This window comes from Paraeggerthella sp. LCP19S3_G8 (genome assembly GCF_052119225.1).
Taxonomy (GTDB): Bacteria; Actinomycetota; Coriobacteriia; order Coriobacteriales; family Eggerthellaceae; genus Paraeggerthella; species Paraeggerthella hominis.
The window spans coordinates 99,266-117,812 of sequence record NZ_JBQKFQ010000007.1 but is presented as its reverse complement, the minus strand read 5'-3'; the positions used below and the strand labels follow the sequence as shown (position 1 = coordinate 117,812).

General features: G+C 62.1%; 16 protein-coding genes and 1 other RNA gene. All 17 read left to right on the top strand.

Annotation, left to right across the window (positions count from 1 at the left end):
• The first annotated feature begins 292 nt into the window (after positions 1 to 292).
• The 17 genes from ACTQZK_RS09350 to recR all read left to right on the top strand — a co-directional run bounded on the left by ACTQZK_RS09350 (position 293) and on the right by recR (position 18,508).
• Positions 293 to 745, top strand: a complete 453-nt coding sequence (locus ACTQZK_RS09350; RefSeq protein ID WP_216528779.1) for a spore coat protein SP96 — start codon at positions 293 to 295, stop codon at positions 743 to 745.
• A 159-nt stretch (positions 746 to 904) separates the two neighbouring features.
• The gene (leuC, locus tag ACTQZK_RS09345) at positions 905 to 2,173 is read left to right on the top strand and encodes a 3-isopropylmalate dehydratase large subunit (RefSeq protein ID WP_216528780.1); all 1,269 of its coding nucleotides are present in this window, start codon (positions 905 to 907) and stop codon (positions 2,171 to 2,173) included.
• A 15-nt stretch (positions 2,174 to 2,188) separates the two neighbouring features.
• Positions 2,189 to 2,683 carry a 3-isopropylmalate dehydratase small subunit gene (locus tag ACTQZK_RS09340; RefSeq protein ID WP_216528781.1) on the top strand — a complete coding sequence of 165 codons (495 nt, stop codon included), beginning with the start codon at positions 2,189 to 2,191 and terminating at the stop codon, positions 2,681 to 2,683.
• Positions 2,684 to 2,774: 91 nt separating this feature from the next.
• On the top strand, positions 2,775 to 3,884 hold the full coding sequence (gene leuB, locus ACTQZK_RS09335) for a 3-isopropylmalate dehydrogenase (protein WP_428420447.1): 1,110 nt from the start codon (positions 2,775 to 2,777) through the stop codon (positions 3,882 to 3,884).
• A gap of 259 nt (positions 3,885 to 4,143) precedes the next feature.
• On the top strand, positions 4,144 to 4,791 hold the full coding sequence (locus ACTQZK_RS09330; RefSeq protein WP_216528861.1) for a recombinase family protein: 648 nt from the start codon (positions 4,144 to 4,146) through the stop codon (positions 4,789 to 4,791).
• Positions 4,792 to 5,001: 210 nt separating this feature from the next.
• Positions 5,002 to 5,241: a hypothetical protein gene (locus ACTQZK_RS09325; RefSeq protein WP_114566261.1), complete on the top strand. Its 240-nt coding sequence runs from the start codon at positions 5,002 to 5,004 to the stop codon at positions 5,239 to 5,241.
• Positions 5,242 to 5,553: 312 nt separating this feature from the next.
• Positions 5,554 to 6,063, top strand: a complete 510-nt coding sequence (locus ACTQZK_RS09320; protein WP_216528783.1) for a PadR family transcriptional regulator — start codon at positions 5,554 to 5,556, stop codon at positions 6,061 to 6,063.
• The gene (locus ACTQZK_RS09315) at positions 6,056 to 6,436 is read left to right on the top strand and encodes a NifB/NifX family molybdenum-iron cluster-binding protein (RefSeq protein WP_441899468.1); all 381 of its coding nucleotides are present in this window, start codon (positions 6,056 to 6,058) and stop codon (positions 6,434 to 6,436) included. Before ACTQZK_RS09320 ends, ACTQZK_RS09315 begins: the two co-directional genes overlap by 8 nt.
• Positions 6,437 to 6,588: 152 nt before the next feature.
• The gene (locus ACTQZK_RS09310; RefSeq protein ID WP_441899466.1) at positions 6,589 to 9,306 is read left to right on the top strand and encodes a hypothetical protein; all 2,718 of its coding nucleotides are present in this window, start codon (positions 6,589 to 6,591) and stop codon (positions 9,304 to 9,306) included.
• Between the two features lie 54 nt (positions 9,307 to 9,360).
• On the top strand, positions 9,361 to 10,737 hold the full coding sequence (hisS, locus tag ACTQZK_RS09305; protein WP_441899464.1) for a histidine--tRNA ligase: 1,377 nt from the start codon (positions 9,361 to 9,363) through the stop codon (positions 10,735 to 10,737).
• Between the two features lie 51 nt (positions 10,738 to 10,788).
• Positions 10,789 to 11,460, top strand: coding sequence for a hypothetical protein (locus tag ACTQZK_RS09300; RefSeq protein WP_441899462.1), 672 nt, complete (start codon positions 10,789 to 10,791; stop codon positions 11,458 to 11,460).
• An 813-nt stretch (positions 11,461 to 12,273) separates the two neighbouring features.
• Entirely contained in the window at positions 12,274 to 14,052 is a 1,779-nt protein-coding gene (gene aspS / locus ACTQZK_RS09295; RefSeq protein ID WP_114566266.1) for an aspartate--tRNA ligase, read from the top strand.
• Positions 14,053 to 14,278: 226 nt separating this feature from the next.
• An RNA gene (ffs, locus tag ACTQZK_RS09290) (signal recognition particle sRNA small type) lies at positions 14,279 to 14,372 on the top strand.
• Positions 14,373 to 14,470: 98 nt separating this feature from the next.
• Entirely contained in the window at positions 14,471 to 15,133 is a 663-nt protein-coding gene (locus ACTQZK_RS09285) for a VTT domain-containing protein (RefSeq protein ID WP_114566267.1), read from the top strand.
• A gap of 181 nt (positions 15,134 to 15,314) precedes the next feature.
• Positions 15,315 to 17,501, top strand: coding sequence for a DNA polymerase III subunit gamma/tau (gene dnaX, locus ACTQZK_RS09280; protein WP_225749872.1), 2,187 nt, complete (start codon positions 15,315 to 15,317; stop codon positions 17,499 to 17,501).
• A gap of 79 nt (positions 17,502 to 17,580) precedes the next feature.
• On the top strand, positions 17,581 to 17,889 hold the full coding sequence (locus ACTQZK_RS09275; RefSeq protein WP_114566269.1) for a YbaB/EbfC family nucleoid-associated protein: 309 nt from the start codon (positions 17,581 to 17,583) through the stop codon (positions 17,887 to 17,889).
• Positions 17,890 to 17,911: 22 nt separating this feature from the next.
• The gene (recR, locus tag ACTQZK_RS09270; RefSeq protein ID WP_225749873.1) at positions 17,912 to 18,508 is read left to right on the top strand and encodes a recombination mediator RecR; all 597 of its coding nucleotides are present in this window, start codon (positions 17,912 to 17,914) and stop codon (positions 18,506 to 18,508) included.
• The last annotated feature ends 39 nt before the right edge of the window (positions 18,509 to 18,547 follow it).

The following is an 18,547-nucleotide window of genomic DNA, read 5'->3' as shown; positions in this document are numbered from 1 at the left end:
GCGATTGCTTCCTGGGCTTTCCTTGCTTTCGAAAGGCTCTCAAAGACCCTCGGCGGAGGGTCTTTTGCTTGTGTGCGGAGTATGGAGCGCCCGCTCCGTCTGCTTCTTTCAGGCTACACCATCCGATGTATTTGGGTTTCGATTCGTTGACGGTGCTCCTTTGCGGTGCGCGCGCCCTTTATACTGGGGATAGGCGGCATTGACGTGCCGCGCGTTTCGTCCATGCGAGACGCCTGAGAAAGCCGCATCGCATGGACGAAAACGAAGTATACCGATGGAAAGCAGGTTCATTATGAGCGAAGAGAACAAGAACGATCAGGTTGCTCCCGAGGCCCCGCAGGCTTCCGAGCAGCAGGCGGCTCCTCAGCCCCCGGCGACAGCTCCGGTCCCTCCGCAGCAGCCTCCGATGGGCCAGCCCCAGCCTCAGGCTCAGCCCCCTTACGTCCCGCAGCCCGTCTATCCGCCCGCGCCGCTCATGCAGCTGACCGGCGGCATGAAGTTTGGCTGGCTGGTAGTGGGCGCTCTCCTGGGCATTCCGGGCATCATCATCGCCTGGCTGGCGAACGCCGACAAGGTCGCGCAGGTGAAAAGCGATGCGCTCAAGTTCTCGATCATCGGCTTCGTCATCTGGATCGTGCTCGGCCTCCTGTTGAGCTTGATGATCGGCGGCATGGTTACGGCACTTGTCGCGGGAGCGATGGGTTCTGCTGGCTACTATGGTTACGACTACCACGGATCTTGGTAGTTGGCCGGTTTTATCTGGAAATCGCTTCACATCGAAGGGCCCTTCGGGGCTCTTCTTTTTTACCGGTAAATCCCAGTGGTACAATGGGCGACGATTTCCTATCTGCTCGCGGCTCGAACGCGAGTCCAGACGAGACCACCGCATACAAAGGAGTGAAACATGGCACGTCCCATGACCATGGCGGAGAAGATTCTTGCCGCCCATGCGGGGCTCGACGAAGTGGAGCCAGGTCAACTGATCGAATGCGATCTCGACCTCGTGCTATCTAACGACGTTACAGCCCCCATCGCTGTCAAGGAATTCCGCAAGATCGGCGTCGAGAAGGTGTTCGATCCTACGAAGATCGCCCTGGTGCCCGACCACTATGTTCCCAACAAGGACATCAAAAGCGCCGAACAGGCCAAGATCGTTCGCGACTTTGCGCGCGAGCAGGGCATTACCCATTACTACGAAGTGGGCTGCATGGGCGTCGAGCATGCGCTGCTGCCCGAGCAGGGCGTTGTGGGCGCGGGCGATCTCATCATCGGCGCGGACAGCCATACCTGCACGTACGGTGCGCTCGGCGCGTTCGCTACGGGCGTAGGCTCAACCGACGCGGGCGTGGGCTACGCCACCGGCAAGGCATGGTTCAAGGTGCCCGAAAGCCTGCTGTTCAGGATCGACGGCGAGCTTGCTCCTGGCGTGACCGGCAAGGACGTCATCCTGCATATCATCGGCATGATCGGCGTAGACGGAGCCTTGTACCAAGCTATGGAGTTCACGGGCAGCGCCATTTCCAACATGGGCATGGACGAGCGCATGTCCATTTCCAACATGGCTATCGAAGCGGGCGGCAAAGCGGGCCTCATCGAGGTTGACGACGTGACGCGCGCCTACATGGACGGCCGCGTGGAGCGTCCTTACACCGAATACCATCCCGACCCGGATGCGCAGTACGCGAAGGTCTACCAGATTGACGCAGCATCCATTCAGCCGACGGTCGCGTTCCCGCATTTGCCGTCGAATACGCGCCCGGTTGCCGAAGCGCGCGACGTGCGCATCGACCAGGCTGTTATTGGAAGCTGCACGAACGGTCGCATCGTGGACATGCGCCAAGCTGCCGACGTGCTGCGCGGTCGGAAGGTTCATCCCAACGTGCGTTGCATCGTGATCCCGGCCACGCAAGCGGTGTACCGTCAGTGCATGGAAGAGGGCCTGATGGACGTGTTCCTCGACGCGAACTGCGCCGTGTCCACTCCTACGTGCGGTCCGTGCCTGGGCGGTTACATGGGCATTCTTGCCGCTGGCGAGCGTGCTATCGCCACCACCAACCGCAACTTCGTCGGCCGCATGGGCGACCCCACCAGCGAGGTGTACCTGTCCTCGCCGGCCGTTGCCGCGGCAAGCGCCGTGCTGGGTCGTATCGGCCTGCCGGAAGACCTGGACTAGGAAAGGGAAGCTGCCATGCATTTCAAGGGAACCGCGCACCGTTACGGGCGCGATATCGATACCGACGTTATCATTCCGGCTCGCCATCTGACCACGTCTGATCCGGCTGAGCTGGCGAAACATTGCCTGGAGGATCTGGACGCCTCGTTCGTCGAGCGCGTGCAGCCGGGCGACATCATCGTGGCCGACGAGAACTTTGGTTGCGGAAGCTCGCGCGAGCATGCGCCCATCGCCATCAAGGCGGCGGGCGTCGACGTGGTCATCGCCAAGAGCTTCGCGCGCATCTTCTACCGCAATTCCATCAACACGGGGCTGGCCATCATGGAGTGCCCCGAAGCGGTGGATGCCATTTCCCAGGGCGACATGGTGAACGTGGACGCCGATGCGGGCATCATCACGAACGAGACGACGGGCGACGTGTTCCAGGCTCAGCCGTTCCCGCCGTTCATTCGCGAGATCATCGAAGCGGGCGGCTTGATCAACCGGACTAAGTCGAAACTGGAAAAGTAAGCCGTTCCGTCGTTTTGCGAACGGCGGAGCAGTTCGGCGCTGCCGCAGAAAGCCTCGTTGACTTTATCGGACCCGCAACGTAAGGAAACCCATGACCAAAACCTACAATATCTGCCTGCTTCCGGGCGACGGCATCGGTCCGGAGATCATCGCCGAGGGCGTCAAGGTGCTCGATGCCGTGGGCGCGAAGTACGGCACGACGTTCTCCTATACCGAAGCGCTTATCGGAGGCTGTGCTATCGATGCGTGCGGCACTGCGCTTCCCGACGAGACGCTGCGTGCGGCCGAAGCTTCCGACGCCGTGTTGCTGGCGGCTGTCGGCGGTCCGAAGTGGGACACGACCGATCCTGAGAAACCGCGCCCCGAACAGGGACTTTTGGGTATTCGCAAGGCGCTTGGCCTGTACACGAACCTGCGTCCCGTACAGATTTTCGACGCGCTTTCCGAGGCGTCCACGCTCAAACCGGAAATCGTAGAGGGCGTGGACATGATGATCGTGCGCGAATTGACGGGCGGTTTGTACTTTGGCAAGCGCGAGCGATTCTACAACGAGGAAGGCTGCGGAGCGCAGGGCGCTCCCGGCCAGCGCGCCTACGATACGCTGGAGTACCGCGAGTACGAAGTGGAGCGCATCGCTCGCCAGGCGTTCGAAGCTGCGCGAAGGCGCCGCAACAAGGTGACGAGCGTCGACAAGGCGAACGTGCTGGAAACGAGCCGCATGTGGCGCGAAATCGTGCATCGCATCGGCGCCGACGAGTATCCGGACGTGGAGCTCGAGGACCTGCTGGTGGACAATACGGCCATGCAGCTGATCAGCCGCCCGGTTGATTTCGACGTAGTGGTGACCGAGAACATGTTCGGCGACATCCTGTCCGACGAGGCGGCGCAGATTACGGGTTCTTTGGGGATGCTTGCCAGTGCAAGCCTTGGCGACGGTACGGCGCTCTACGAGCCCAGCCACGGCAGCGCGCCGGATATCGCAGGTCGGGGTGTTGCGAACCCGCTTGCGCAGATCCTTTCGGTGGAAATGATGCTGCGCTACAGCTTCGGCATGCAGGAAGCAGCCGACGATATCCATCGTGGCGTGACATCCGTTCTTGACGAGGGGTGGCGCACGGGCGATATCAGGCAGCTTGACACGCCTGCCAACAAGGTTGTCGGCACGGGTGCGATGGGCGATCTGGTGGTTGCTCGCATGTGAATCGGCCCTTTTGCGCGGCGGTCTTGACGGCTGCATCTGCAATTGCGGCCGCAGCGAGGGCTGCGTGCGTTGCCGGATCCGGGCATGCCGGGGAACAAGAGGTTGCGGGGATGCGCAGACCCCGCAACCTCTTTTGCGTTTTTGAGGTTCGAAGAGCTCCTTTCGCACGTTTCCCTTGGCTTCTCTACGAACTTCCGACGAATACGCAACAAGTGCCAATCGCTTGACTGAGAGCGGGCGTCGCGCGTGGCTTTGTGCCATGGTGAAGGGGCCGGCCGTTCTCCGAACGGAAAGGAGACCAGTTGTGGTGATGTACGGGTATGCAAGAGTTTCCAGCAAGGATCAGAATTTGGATAGGCAACTTGACGCGTTGGCGGAGTTCTCCGTTCCCATCGCCAACGTGTATACCGATCGCATGAGCGGCAAGAACTTCGATCGGCCTGGTTATCAGGCTTTGACGGGCGTTCTTGCGCCGGGCGATACGCTGGTGATCAAGAGCATCGATCGCCTGGGTCGAAACTATGACGAGATCATCGAGCAATGGCGATTTTTGACCAAGCAGCTGAACGTGGACGTTGTGGTGATGGACATGCCGCTGCTCGATACGCGAACGAGCGAGCGAAACGTCACGGGCACGTTTATCGCGGACATCGTTTTGCAGATCCTTTCGTACGTGGCGCAAGTCGAACGCGAGAATATCAGGCAGCGCCAAGCGGAAGGGATAGCGTCGGCTCGCGCTCGCGGCGTGCGCTTCGGCAGGCCGCCGAAGCAACTGCCCTGCGATTTCGGGTACGTGTACTCAATGTGGAGGGAGGGCGCGATTGGAAGCAAAGAGGCGGCGAGTCGGCTCGGAGTTGCTCGGAGCACGTTTTTCAAATGGACGCGCGAGTACGATGCCACGCGGTGAGGGTATATTTAAGTTCAACAGTAGGATTTCGGGTCTGAAAAAGTAGACGTTATTAGACCGTGTGGCAAGGCGCGTCGTACCGTCGAATACGCATGCCCTTCCTGAGTGCGTTTCTCGATCTTTAATAAAATACGATAATAGCCGACCGTTTCGAAAAAGTCTGCTATTTCAGCCGGAAGATGGGCAAGGGCAGAGGGAGGAACGCTTGTTGTGATCATGTCCCTGCTCGATTATCTGGTTTTGAATACATCTGCCGCTTACCTGTCTGATCTGCGCTTTAGGCTGGGGGAATGTGCCCATGCCTTGCGGGAGCTCGACAATCCGGAGGCATTCGCCCTTGATGAATGGAACCGGGCGGGCGTCTATCTGGTTTCCGCATACAAGCCCCAATCTTCATGTCGTGCCGCTCAAGATGCGATCGTGCGCTCTTTGGACGCGGTTTCGTCGTAGCCTTTCGTCGTGATCGGGGCTTGTCGCATTGCGAGGCCGGTGCGTCGACGAATCTTCCTGCTTGCTGAAAACCGCCACCGCCGTGAAATCGCGTGCCGTTTCGTTGCGAGCCGAACCCTCGAAAACAGCCGTTCTTGAATTCGTCGCTCTCCAATGAGCGGGCGGGGATCGGGCGAAACGAGCGCATTGTCGCGCTACGTTCCGTTTTGTCGTTCGTAGAAAGACTCCTTTCGACATCTATATGTTGACAGCATACATGTTAAAGGAGTATATATGTTCATGTCATATAGTACCCTGCATGAAGGAGGCGCTATGCCGCAAGGCGATTGCGAAACGTCGGGCACCCGAAACGGCGCTTCTTGCGGCGAGTCCGGTTTGGGAGCGGGCCGCAAGCCTTGTTGCCGCAGGCGAGGCGGCGGCGGTGGCGCGCTGGTGGAGCCGGCGGCGTTGGCTGCTCTTTTGCATGCGGGCGGATACGGGTACGACATGCGCAAGATCATTCTCGAGAAAACCGACGGTCACGTAGACGTTGACGTGGGCGGCCTGTACCGCAGCTTGCGTCGATTGGAAGAGGCTGGCGCGGTGGTGTCTCGCTGGTGCGACGAGGAGTCGGGCCCGCGAAGGCGGGAGTACGAGCTGACGCGCATCGGCGTGGAGATGGCCGAGCAGTGGCTCGAGGCGCTTCGCGATCGGCAGCGGCTTGACGAGTTGCTGGTCGGGTTGTTGGAGAGCGGTTTGGAAGAAGCCGACCGGAGCGTTTCCGCGTCGGATGATGCGGATCGAAGCAGCATCGCTTCGAAGAAAGAAGGAACAGATGAGTGAAACCATGAAGCTGGCCGTGCCCACGATGGGCCAAGCGGGGCTCGAGTCTCAGCGAGCGGGTCACTTCGGCCATTGCGATTGCTTTACGGTGGTCGAGATCGTCGACGGAGAGATTGCCGGAACGACCGAGGTTGCGAATCCGCCGCACGAGGAAGGCGGGTGCTTGCGCCCGGTGGGCCTTCTTGCCGACGCCGGCGTGAACGCGATCGTGGCCGCCGGCATGGGGATGCGCCCGCTCATGGGCTTCAACCAGGCGGGCATCACGGTCTACTTCGACAATCAGCATCCTCTGGTAGGCGATGCCGCCAAGTTGGTTGCAGCTGGCGACGCTCCGGTGATGTCCGCCGATCAGGCTTGCAACTATCATCACTAGGATTCCTCCCGCCCGGCGGCGCCCTTGCCGCCAACGGCGACGCTCTTCTTCTGGAAGCGCCCCCGGAAAGCATGTGCGATCCGGGGGCGCTCGATGTTGTGCGGTGCTTCTGTCGTGCTATGCTGCTCGGATACGACCAGGAAGGAACATCCGTGCAGCAGGTAGCAGGGCAGGACGGTCTGTATCGCATGAATGCGGGCGACAGACTCTTTAACAAGGTGCATGTGCTTGAGGCTGGGATGCCTCCCATTCCAGGTGCGTTGGACGAGCCTGGTTCGTACGGGTTCGTCTCTCGGGGGCTGCCGACGCCCGGCACGGGCGGATCGTACGTTGTTGCGCTTCCCGACAAGCTTACGGTGCGCGTTCTGGCTTACATCGATCCGTACGGACGCGTGTTTTCGACGTCCGAAGCGCTGAGCGCGCCGCCCGCGCGCCAGCCCGATCTCTCGTTCGCTCGCTACTCCGACCAGGCTTCTTCGTCGCGCGAGGAACGTGGTTGCGTGTACGTGCACGAAAAGGATGCCAAGCGCGAGGTCGCGCAGTACCTCAGCGCCCAGGGGAGGTACGCGCTGTTCGACTCCTGGTACGATTTCGGGCCTTATGCCGGAGGGCTTCGCTACGATCATGCGATGGCCCGCGCCTACCTGGCTTTCGTGCATCGGCCGTCTTTGGGCGCGCCGGCGGTACCCGAGCGTGGCCTCGAGAGCGTGTTCGAGCACTTGCGCGGCGACAAGCCTTTGGCGGCCATGCGCTCTATTGTTCTCGACGCGCGCAAAGCCGAGAGCGATCCTGCGTTCCGTCCTCCCGCGCTTGTGCGGTGCTTGGCGCAGTGGCTGGAGGACGCGGGGCTGGACGACCTCAAAGGCCGCGGTATGGAGGACGAGTCGGTGCGTCTTGTGCGGACTTCTCGCTACGCTGATACGTATTATGTGGCGGTCGATGACGAAAAGGCGCGGATACCTGTGCCTACGATATGGGCGCTTGAAGCTGCTCTCAATAGGTTCTTGCTGGTCAAAGAGGCGTTTGGGGATCGTGCTGCGTTTGCTACCGACGTTGATTGCGCGCGATGGGACGCGTACCTCATCGAGGCGGCCGCCGTGCAGCGCCCGCAGCTTGACCGGGCGGTTGACGCGCCCGAAGGCAACGAGGGCGGCGAATGGGATGCTCGCTGCAGGATTGCCGCTGCGATCGAGCGCCTGCGCTTGCCGTTTCGGATCGACGCGTCCTTTCGATTGGACGTTGCAGCAGGCGCGGTTGCCTTTGACGTGACGGTTCCTGACGCCTTGCTTATGCCGACGTGGGTTTGGAGCGAGGGCGTCGATCAGGATGCGTCGGGAAGCTGGCTCGCGGCTGATTGGGAGTTTCGCGATGCGCAGGCGCGCCGGTACGCTTTGCACCTTGGCTTGGTCTTGGTTTCGATCGCGTTCGAGGCGGTGGCGTCGGCGAGCAGGGTGGATGTGGCGGTGCGTCCTCTTTCCCGGAAGCAGGGCGACCAGGCGTCGGAAGGGGGAGAGTTTCCGCATGAAGATCGGACTCCCGCGTATGTTCAGGCTGCGTTCGACCGTGCGACGTACGAGCGCTTCGACGGTTTCGAGCAGGCTCGTGCGTTCGATCCCCTGCCTGCGTATCAGGCGTGTGCCGCCTGCTTCGATGGCGACGATGCTCAGGCGTTCGCGCACCTTGAAGGACTCGCCTCCAGTTCCGTGCGCGCCGATCTTCCTGAAACGTGCGACAAAGAGCTTTCCGACAGCGTCCGTTCCGTGTTGGGGGCGGATAGCAGCCGCGACATGCGCATCAGCTACGATGCGGCGTACCGTCGGTTGGCGGAAGGGCTGGCCGATCGCATCGTGCAGGCCGAAAGCGCTTCCGATGCCATTCGCATCGTTCGCGTTGCGCAGGAGGAGGCGGCCGCGGCTTCTGACGATCGGGCCGTTTCTTCGTGCACGCGTTTGATGGCGGCGCTTGCCGCCGGCAGCTTGGACGCACGCGACCAAAACGTCGTGGTTGGCCGGTACTTGGGGGAAGATCGCTGCCTGGTTGCGCTTGGCCGTGCGAAAGCGCTTGCCGAGCATGATCTGGGCCAGGCGGTCGACGTGCTGATCGATGCGGTGGCCGAGGCTGCCGCGCTTGACGGGTTCGTCGACGGATCGTCAACGGCGTACCGAGCGTTCGACTCGTACGTTGCCCGCGTTCTGTACAACCGAGCGCGATATGCGGGCGCGGGCTATCCGTCGCGCGCCGTACGCGATGCGGGCAAACGCGTACGGCTTGCCACGGATACGTTCTACCTTTGCCATCTGGAAATCGTGCGTCTGCTGGAGCATTCGTTCGAGCGCGCCGACGAGGCGCAGCGATACGGGCGTCGCGCCGTTGAGATAGCGCCCGCGACGGCCGCGGGCTATCGTCAGCTGGGTCGCGCGTACATGCTGGTAGGGGATATGGAGAACGCTTCCGCGACCCTTCTGGAGGGCCTGCGCATAGCTTTTCAGCCAAGCGATATAGCTATGGCTTACTATCAGTTGGCGTACGTGCTGTGGAAGATGGGGAGGGCGCGCGATGGTGCGGCTTGCTATTTGAAATCGCTTGCAACGTCGTCTATGGTGGCTGTTCAGGCTACGGCCGAGCTGCAGGAGCTTGTCGGGGACGCGGGCATCGATCTTCCCGCGCGCGACCAGGTGGATCTTGAATTGACGCGTGCGGGGATTCCCGTGGCGCCAACGTCGGACGTGCTGGACGCCTTGGACGAGGCGGCGGTTGCGGCCACCGACGAGGGGATGTTTCGCGTGGCTCGCAGCCTGATGGCCGCGCGGTCGCGTTACCGGCCGGACGATGCGCTCGTGAACGTGCTTCGTTCTTTGGAAAGCTCGTAGGTCTTTTACGTTACAATAGCAAGATTCCGAACAATAGAAACGAAGGGTCGACCCATGGCAATTCAATCTCCCGAGGGAACGCGCGATCTTCTGCCGGACGAGGCGAAGTTCTGGACGCATTTCAAGGCGACGGCGGCGGAGATTTTCGGTCGCTACGGTTACCTGCCGATCGAAACGCCCATCTTCGAGCAGACGGAGCTGTTCGTGCGCGGCATTGGCGAGGCTACCGACGTGGTGTCCAAGGAGATGTTCACCGCGATATCCGGCGAGAACCTGAAAAAGCTTCTGGAGGGCGGCAGCGTGAAGGCGAAGAGCCGCTTGTCCATGCGCCCTGAAGGAACCGCCGGCACGGTGCGAGCCGTGGTGCAGCACGACTTGGTCCCCCAGGGAGCCGCTCCTGCAAAGCTCATGTACGCCGGTCCGATGTTTCGCGCCGAGCGTCCCCAGAAGGGACGTCAGCGCCAGTTCAACCAGGTGGGCATCGAGTGCTTGGGCGCCGAGGATCCCAGCGTTGACGCCGAGGGCATCATCATGCTCATGCGGTTCTACGCCGCGATCGGCATTCCCGTGCGGGCTACTCGCCTGCTGGTGAACTCCATGGGGTGCGAGACGTGCCGTCCGGCGTACCGCGAAGTCGTGAAGGCGTACATGGACGCGCATGCCGACGAGCTGTGCGACGAATGCAAGCGCCGTGCGGAAATCAACCCGCTGCGTGCTTTCGATTGCAAAAACCCTGGCTGCGCCGCCGTTATGGAGGGTGCTCCGAAGATAACCGAGCATTTGTGCGACGATTGCCGCGAGCACTACCTGTCGGTGAAGACGTACCTCGACGGCGCGGGCTTGTCGTACGTCGAGGACCCGACGCTCGTGCGCGGCTTGGACTACTACACGCGCACGGTGTTCGAGGTTCAGGTGACCGAGGGAATGGGAAGCCAGAACGCCATCGGCGGAGGCGGCCGTTACGACAAGCTGACCGAGGAAGTCGGCGGACGTCCGACGCCGGGATTCGGCTGGGCTCTGGGTTACGAGCGGTGCGTGCTGGCGCTCGAGGCGGCCGGGCATGCGTTCCCCAAGGCGCAGCGCTGTGATTTCTTCGTTGCGTGCGTTGATGCGAGCGTGCGCGCAGAGGCGTTCTCTTTGGTGCAGGCGTGCCGCGATGCGGGGCTTGTGGGCGAGATGGACCACCAGCGCCGCAGCCTGAAAAGCCAGTTCAAGCTTGCCGACAAGCTGGGGGCTTCCATGGTTGCCGTGTTGGGGCCCGACGAACTGGCCCGGGGCGAAGTGACGGTTCGCAACATGCAGACGCATCGCGAGCGCGCGATAGAACTGTCCAAGATCAAGGCTCTGCTGGCTCATTTCGGCGGCGAGCCGTTCGATGGGCGCGCGCCTTCGGTCGATGAGGTGTTCGGCGGTTTGGACGACGCGGAATAGACGCGCTTGCGCGTTCGGGACGTTCGGGCGCGCTGTCTGAGGAGGCTTGGGATGGCTGCTGGCAAATGGAGCGGTGTTGCGAAGGGCGCGGGCGCTGCGGCGAAGTTCGTGGCGACCCATCGAAGCGAGATCAAGGCGGCAGCTGAAGTTGCCGCAGGGGTAGCTGCCGAGGTGGCGCCCAAGGTTGCTCCGGTTGCCAAGTCGGCTGCGGACAAGGCGGCCGCAGCAGCCAGGCAGGCCCGGGCAAGCGTCGAGCAGGCTGCGCAGGGAGTTTCCGATGCGCGGACAGAGGCCAAAGGGCAGAAGGAAGAGCAGCGGGTTCGACGCTCGGCAGTGAAAGACGTGCTCCAGGCGGCTGCGGTAAAGCTGTCGTCGCGAGAGTTTTTGGAATCTTGGGACAAGATGGCGGGCTTCGATCCGGAAGGCGTGGCCCATTACCTGGAGATTCCGGGGTGCTACGTGATCCTTCGCTGCAAGCACGCCGTGAGGGACGACGACTACTCCTCGTACCACGGCGTGTACGTAGGAAGCTCGGTCAACCTGGGAGCGAGCATTCGCGAGCACTTGATCGGGCTGGGCAATCCGGACGTGTACGCAGACGTAAAGTATCGTCAGCCCGTTTACATTTTGGCGTTTACCCAGGCCGAAGGGATCGAGGAGAACCGAAAAGGCCTGGTCGACTTGCTGGGCGCGGACGAGTCGTACAACAAGCCGAAATTGTGACGACGCGGTAGCGTCCCGCATGCGCCGCGAGTGCCTTGCGCTCGCGGCTGGCCCCTTGCGCTCGCGATGTTGCGTCCCGCGCATGGCTGGCCCTGCACATGGCGGGCTCTTGCGCGCGGCTGGCCCCTTGCGCTCGCGATTCCGGCGTTCTTGGCAGGTTTTGACGGTTTGAGGTCGTCCGAGACGCCCCTTCCCGAACACGCGAAAAATCGATCTACATTTCCCCAGGTGAAATACCATCTCCGATGAGAACAACATGCAAAGCGACATCAAGAGCCCGTCGCTACGACATCAAACCGCAAGAAACTGCCACGCAGGGCGGTTTTTCGCGCGCAACCCCTTGTCTGCAGGGGCACGAGCAGGGTGTCGGGCCTGTGGGCGCGTGGCGCCGATGCGACGATCGTCGGCGATGCGCGGAAGGCGGCCGGAGCGTGACGGCTCTCGTCGATGGCGCAGCGTCGTTGACGCGGTTCGTCCGATAGAGGGCTGCCGGGTTGAAGCTTTCGGCGAGGCTGCCCGCTTGGCTGCCTTCCTCGCACGGCCTGATTCGTCTCGCGTTCGCGCGATGCAGTGCGGTCGCGATGTTCGCGTTCGACCGCAAGTTGCAGCAGCCGCGCCTGGACAGCGGGATGAACCGCATGTTGGCGGATGCGGCGTCCTGGCGGGTTGTTCGCGCGCATTTTGCATGAAAAGACGCGATCAGGGGTTTGTTTTCCCTCGTTTGCCAGTACAATGACTAGGTTTGAGTAACGTCTGCTGTAACTACGAACGGCAGATGCAGATAGCAGTGCCAAGGAGCAAGGAACCATCATCATGACGGACTTCAGGAACGAATACTGCATGCACACCGCCACGTGCGGCGAGCTGCGCAAGAGCGACGTGGGGCGCGAGGTCGAGCTGTGCGGTTGGGCGTGGCACAATCGCGACCACGGCGGTCTTATCTTCATCGATCTGCGAGATCGTACGGGCTATACGCAGGTGGTCGTCGACCCCGATTGCGTGAGCGTTGACGACTTCGCGAAGGCCGAGCATTTGGGTCGCGAGTACGTGCTCAAGATTTCCGGCACGGTGCGCGAGCGCGGCGCCGAAGCCGCAAACCCCAATATGGCTACGGGCGAGATCGAGGTTCTGGCGAAGGCCGTCGAGGTCTTGAACACGTCCGTCACGCCTCCGTTCTCGATCGAAGACGGCATCGAGACCGACGAGACCACCCGCATGAAGTGGCGCTACCTGGACATTCGCCGTCCTGAGATGTTCGAGGCCCTGCACTTGCGTCACAAGGTCGCCCAGGCCATGCGAGGCGCTCTCAACGATCGCGGCTTCCTGGAAGTGGAAACCCCCATTCTGGCGAACTCCACGCCGGAGGGCGCGCGCGACTACATCGTGCCCAGCCGTCCGAACCCGGGCCGTTTCTACGCGCTTCCGCAAAGCCCCCAGCAGTTCAAGCAGATGCTCATGGTGGCCGGCGTCGAACGCTACTACCAGATTGCCCGCTGCTTCCGCGACGAGGACCTGCGCGCCGATCGTCAGCCCGAGTTCACGCAGGTGGACATCGAGATGAGCTTCGTGCGCGGCGACGACGTCATCGACATGATGGAAGACGTCATGGCCGAGACGCTGAAGGCGGTGGGCGTGGACCACGAGTTCCCGCTGCAGCGCATGCAGTACGCCGAGTCCATGGAGCGTTTCGGCAACGATCGTCCCGATACGCGCTTCGGCATGGAGCTCAAGGACATCACCGACATCGTGAAGGACACGGGCTTCAAGGTGTTCTCGAGCGTGGCCCAGTCCGGCGGCGTGGTGAAGGCCATCAACGCGAAGGGCGCAGGCGACTGGAGCCGCGGCGAGGTCGAGAAGCTGGCCGACATCGCCGCCGAGAACGGCGCGAAGGGCATGGCTTGGATCGCGTTCACGACGGACGGCAACGAGAAGAGCCCCATCATTAAGTTCTTCAGCGACGAGGAGTTCGCTGCCCTCAAGCAGGCTATGGACGTGGAGCCGGGCGACCTGCTGCTGTTCGCGGCCGACAAGCCCGCGGTGGCGAACGCCGTGCTGAGCGCGCTTCGCTTGCACATGGCCGACGCACTCAACGTTCCGCGCGAGGGGCATCAGCTCCTGTGGATCGTGAACTTCCCCATGTTCAAGTACGACGAGGACGAGAAGAAGTACGCCGCCGAGCATCATCCGTTCACGCATGTGCTGGACGAGGACGTGGACAAGATCGAGTCCGCTCCGCTCGAATGCGGCAGCTATTCCTATGACCTGGTCATGGACGGCTTCGAAGTGGGCGGCGGCACCATCCGTATCCACAATGCCGAAGAGCAGCGTCGCGTGCTGCGCGTGTGCGGCTTGACCGACGAGGAAATCGACGAGAAGTTCGGGCACCTGATCCACGCGCTCGAGCTGGGCGCTCCGCCGCATGGCGGCATCGCCCTGGGTCTTGACCGTCTGGTCATGCTGCTGGGCGGCAAGTCGTCCATTCGCGACGTTATCGCGTTCCCGAAGACGAGCTCCGCGAGCGACCCGATGACGGGCGCCCCGAGCGCCGTGACGGGCCGTCAGCTCAAAGAGGTCAACCTGCGCACGCTGTAAAGGCGCGCAATCTCTCATCTTGTCGGGAGCTCGCTGTGCAAAGGCGAGCTTTCGATTGGCGGGAACAAGGCGGGGGAGCGGGGTCATCGACTCTGCTCCCCCGCTTCATTTAGACTTGCAACGGGTCTGTGTGCTTTTGGTTGCTTCAAATAAGTCGGTTGGCTTGGATTTTGCGAGATCGTATATACTAATGCCTCGCATGCGCGAGCATGCTCGAGAATATCTCGGATGGGCCGGGGCGGCGCCATGTTCCGAACCTGGTCAGGTCCGGGAGGAAGCAGCCATAAGGGACCGCTGACGAGCGCCCCTGCCTATCCGGGATATTCTTTTATCTTGACGGCTTGCGGCCGACGGGTTGGCCTGCCTTTCCAGCCGACCGGGCGCGACTGCAGTTTCGAGTGCGCTTCGAGGAAACCCCATGGAAATCATCCAGTTCTTCATTGACTTGCTGCAAGACCCTCGCGGCTTCATTGCCGAATGGATTGCGGCGTTCGGCATGGGCGCGTACATCCCCATCTTCTTGATCATCTTCATCGAGACCGGCGTGGTTATCATGCCGTTTCTGCCCGGTGATTCGCTCCTGTTCACGGCGGGTTTGTTCGCGGCCGACGGCGGCGGCTTGAACTTGGCGCTGCTGCTTCCGGTGGTGTGGGTGGCGGCGATCTTGGGCGATTCGTGCAACTACTGGATCGGTCGCGAATTCGGCAAGCACATCATCGATTCCGGGCGCGTCAAGTCGATGACGCCCGAGCGCATCGAGAAAACCGAAGGCCTTATTAACAAGTACGGCCCGCTGGCGATCTTCCTGGGTCGTTTCTTCCCGTTCATCCGCACGTTCGTGCCGTTCTTTGCAGGTTTCGGGCACATGCACTACCGCAAATTCTTGCTGTTCAACATCATCGGCGGTATTACGTGGTCCACCGTCTTCGTGCTGCTGGGCTACTTCTTCGGCGGCATCCCGGTGGTGCAGGAGCATTTCGAGCTGGTGATCGTTGGAATTGTGGCCATTTCCCTTATACCGGCCGTAGCGGGCGCGATCAAGGCGAAACTGAGCTCCTCCAAGGCGAAGGCTGGGAAATAGCCCGATCGTAGCATTGTGACGCTGCCCCTGCTGATGCTGTGGTGGCGCGCTGCGGCGGCTGCGCGGAAAGCGCGCTTCTTCTATAATGGGCAAGAACGCAGAAAACGCGGGCGCATGCCAGTGCAGGGCGCCCGCGTTCGCATAACCACGGATGCATACGGGAAAGCGGGAGCCGCGCGCTATGGCAGAGGCATTGTACAGAAAATACCGGCCGCAGATATTCGAAGACGTCGTTGGCCAGGAGCATATCGAACGCACTATCAAAAACGCGATCGAGCAGGATAAGGTAAGTCACGCGTACCTGTTCACCGGCCCGCGCGGCACCGGCAAAACCACTACGGCGCGCTTGCTTGCCAAGGCGCTTCTGTGCGAGCACGGCCCTACGTCCGAGCCTGACGGAACGTGCGATGATTGCACGATGATCGCCAACGGCGAGCATCCCGACGTGTACGAATTGGACGCCGCAAGTCGCACGGGCGTGGAGAACGTGCGCGAGGAGATCATCGGTCGCGTTCAGTTCGCTCCTACGCGCGGTCGGTACAAGATCTACATCATCGACGAGGTTCACATGCTGTCGACGGCGGCGTTCAACGCGCTGCTCAAGACGCTTGAAGAGCCGCCGAGCCACGTGGTATTCGTGCTGGCTACTACCGATCCCCAGAAGGTTCCCGAAACCATCCACTCGCGCTGCCAGCGCTTCGATTTCCGCCGCATTTCGGCTGAGTCCATCGTGTCGCGACTGGGCGCCATCTGCGTGTCCGAGGACGTGGAGTTCGAGGGCGAGGCGCTTGACCTGATCGCCCATCGCGCTGAAGGCGGCATGCGCAACGCGCTGACCTCGCTTGAGCAGCTTATCGCGTTCGGCGAGGGCAAGGTTACGCTCGAGGTGGCCGAGCGCATGCTGGGCGGGGTGGATACGAACGATCTGGCCGAGATCATGCAGGCCATTGGCAAGCGCGATGTGGCCACGTGCTTTCGCTGGACGGCGGAGTTCGTGGAAACGGGAGCCGATCTGGCTCAGTTCACGCGCGATTTGGCCGAGCATGTCCGCAATCTGTACGTCATGTCGCTGACCGATGCCGACGTTGCTTTGGAAGTGGGCGATACCGAGCGGCGCGAACTGGTGAGCGAACTGCCGCTGTTCGGGGCGGATCGCCTGTCGCGTCTGCTCGGCGTGCTGGGCGACTTGTCTGCCGAATTGAAAACGTCGACGAATCCGCGCTTGTCGTTCGAGATTGCGCTCACGCGCATGGTTCGTCCCGATTCGGATTTGACGCTCGAGGCGCTTGCCGAGCGCATCGAAGCGCTGGAAAGCGGGCATTCGGCCGTTGCCCACGTGACGTCGGCGGCGGCTCCGGCGGCCGTTCCTGCGGCGGCCCCGGCATCTGCGCCTGTCGCCCAGCCTGCCCAGCCCGTTCAGCCTGTTCAGGTTTCGCAACCTGCCCAGCCCGTTGCGGCTGTTCACGCTGCGCCCCAGCCTGCACCCGCTGCCCAGCCTGCGCCTGTGTCGCAGAACCCGGCGCCCGCGGCCGCTCCGTCCGCGACCGCCTCTCCGGCTTCTGCTGCTCCTGCGGCTTCCGCTTCCGCCGCAGTTGTCCAGGCGGATCCTGGCGCACTGGCGGCGGCTTCGGGCCAAGTTGCCGACAGTCTGCAAAACCCTGCGGCTCTCCAGCGCGTTTGGCAGGCTGTTCTTGCTACGCTCAAGAAGAACAAGGCCGCTTACGGCGTTTTGTTCCTTAACACGAAGGCCGTGTACGATGCGGGCAAGCGCATCCTCTTGATCGAATTCCCTGCGGAAAACGCCTTCGCGTTCAAGGCTGTGCAGAAGCAAGATGTCCAAGATGCCGTGTCCGCCGCATTGGCTCAGGCGTGCGGTTCCGCGGTGCCGTTCGCGTATTCGCAGGCCGGTGCAAGCGCCCCCGCGTCTCCGGCTGCTGCTTCCGCTGCTCGACCCGCTTCGGCGGTCTCCGCATCTCCTGCGGCCTCTGCCGCGCCTCGTGCGCAGGCGGCCGCATCCCACGCGCAGGCTCCGGTCGCTTCGACGTCTCGTCCGCAGCCCCAGCCCCAGCCCCAGCCGCAGCCGTCTGCGGCGATGCCGGCCTACGATGTTCCTCCGTACGAGGACGAGCAGGTGCCCTACGACGACTTCGACGTTCCTGCGCCTGCGATGCCCGATGCTTCGCCGGTGCCTGCCGCGCAGCCGGCTCGGATGCCGCAGCCTCAGAGCGCGCCCGCTTCCATCCCGGCTTCGGCACCTGCTTCAACCCCTGCGACCGTGCAGAGCTCTCCCGCCGACCCCAGCGACCTGCAAGCCATTCTTGCCGCCGGTTTTGGAGCTGGCGTGGTTGTGGAAGAAGTGAAAGAATAGGAATCCGCGCCGTTCGAGGTTCGGTTGATGTGCCGGACCGGTCGATCGCGTGCTAACGAACCTGAAAGGAAACCGTACTATGGATATGAAGAAGATGATGAAGCAGGCTCAGAAAATGCAGATGGAGCTTGCTCGCGCGCAGGAAGAAATCAAGGACATGACGTTCGAGGCTACGGCTGGCGGCGGCATGGTCAAGGTTGTTGCGACGGGCGACATGGCCATCAGCAGCATCACGATCGATCCCGAGGCCGTTGACCCCGAGGACGTGGAAATGCTTCAGGATATGGTGACGGCTGCTGTCAACGAGGCGCTTCGCGGCGTGTCCGACATGAGCGCCACGCGCCTGAACGCCGCGACGGGCGGCATGAGCATCCCGGGCCTCATGTAGATCAGGCGAAGGGGAATTTGTCATGCACGCAGCGCCGTCTATCCAGAAACTGCTCGATGAGCTGGAGCGCTTGCCTGGAGTTGGTCCGAAGTCCGCCCAGCGCATAGCGTACTGGATACTAAATGCCGATAAGGCGACGGCGCTGCGTCTTTCCGAGGCTATCGCCGAGGTGAAAGACCAGGTTTGCTTCTGCAAACGCTGTTTCAACTACGCCGAGGACGATCTGTGCGAGATATGCCGCTCGTCCAAGCGCGATGCGAGCACGATCTGCGTGGTAAGCGAGCCGCGCGATATTCCTCCCATCGAGCGAACGACCGTCTATTCCGGGGTCTACCACGTGCTGGGGGGCGCGCTTTCTCCTATGGAGGGCATCGGGCCGGATAGTCTGCGCATCGCCGAGCTTATGAAGCGCTTGGCAAGCGACGAGGTCCAAGAGGTTGTGTTGGCGACGAATCCCAACGTGGAAGGCGAGACCACGGCTGCGTACCTTGCGCGCCTTATCAAGCCGCTGGGAATTCGCGTCACGCGCCCCGCAAGCGGTTTGCCCGTAGGCGGCGATTTGGAGTTTGCCGACGAAGTCACGCTTGGTCGCGCTATTGAAGCTCGCAGGCCGTTGTAGCAGGCGCAGCGAGCGTCCGTGCGTGACGGCCGATGCCCG

Coding starts and splice junctions, on each gene's coding strand:
- ACTQZK_RS09350 (WP_216528779.1), top strand. CDS start 293: ATGAGCGAAGAGAACAAGAACGATCAGGTTGCTCCCGAGGCCCCGCAG.
- leuC (WP_216528780.1), top strand. CDS start 905: ATGGCACGTCCCATGACCATGGCGGAGAAGATTCTTGCCGCCCATGCG.
- ACTQZK_RS09340 (WP_216528781.1), top strand. CDS start 2,189: ATGCATTTCAAGGGAACCGCGCACCGTTACGGGCGCGATATCGATACC.
- leuB (WP_428420447.1), top strand. CDS start 2,775: ATGACCAAAACCTACAATATCTGCCTGCTTCCGGGCGACGGCATCGGT.
- ACTQZK_RS09330 (WP_216528861.1), top strand. CDS start 4,144: ATGGTGAAGGGGCCGGCCGTTCTCCGAACGGAAAGGAGACCAGTTGTG.
- ACTQZK_RS09320 (WP_216528783.1), top strand. CDS start 5,554: ATGCCGCAAGGCGATTGCGAAACGTCGGGCACCCGAAACGGCGCTTCT.
- ACTQZK_RS09315 (WP_441899468.1), top strand. CDS start 6,056: ATGAGTGAAACCATGAAGCTGGCCGTGCCCACGATGGGCCAAGCGGGG.
- hisS (WP_441899464.1), top strand. CDS start 9,361: ATGGCAATTCAATCTCCCGAGGGAACGCGCGATCTTCTGCCGGACGAG.
- ACTQZK_RS09300 (WP_441899462.1), top strand. CDS start 10,789: ATGGCTGCTGGCAAATGGAGCGGTGTTGCGAAGGGCGCGGGCGCTGCG.
- aspS (WP_114566266.1), top strand. CDS start 12,274: ATGACGGACTTCAGGAACGAATACTGCATGCACACCGCCACGTGCGGC.
- ACTQZK_RS09285 (WP_114566267.1), top strand. CDS start 14,471: ATGGAAATCATCCAGTTCTTCATTGACTTGCTGCAAGACCCTCGCGGC.
- dnaX (WP_225749872.1), top strand. CDS start 15,315: ATGGCAGAGGCATTGTACAGAAAATACCGGCCGCAGATATTCGAAGAC.
- ACTQZK_RS09275 (WP_114566269.1), top strand. CDS start 17,581: ATGGATATGAAGAAGATGATGAAGCAGGCTCAGAAAATGCAGATGGAG.
- recR (WP_225749873.1), top strand. CDS start 17,912: ATGCACGCAGCGCCGTCTATCCAGAAACTGCTCGATGAGCTGGAGCGC.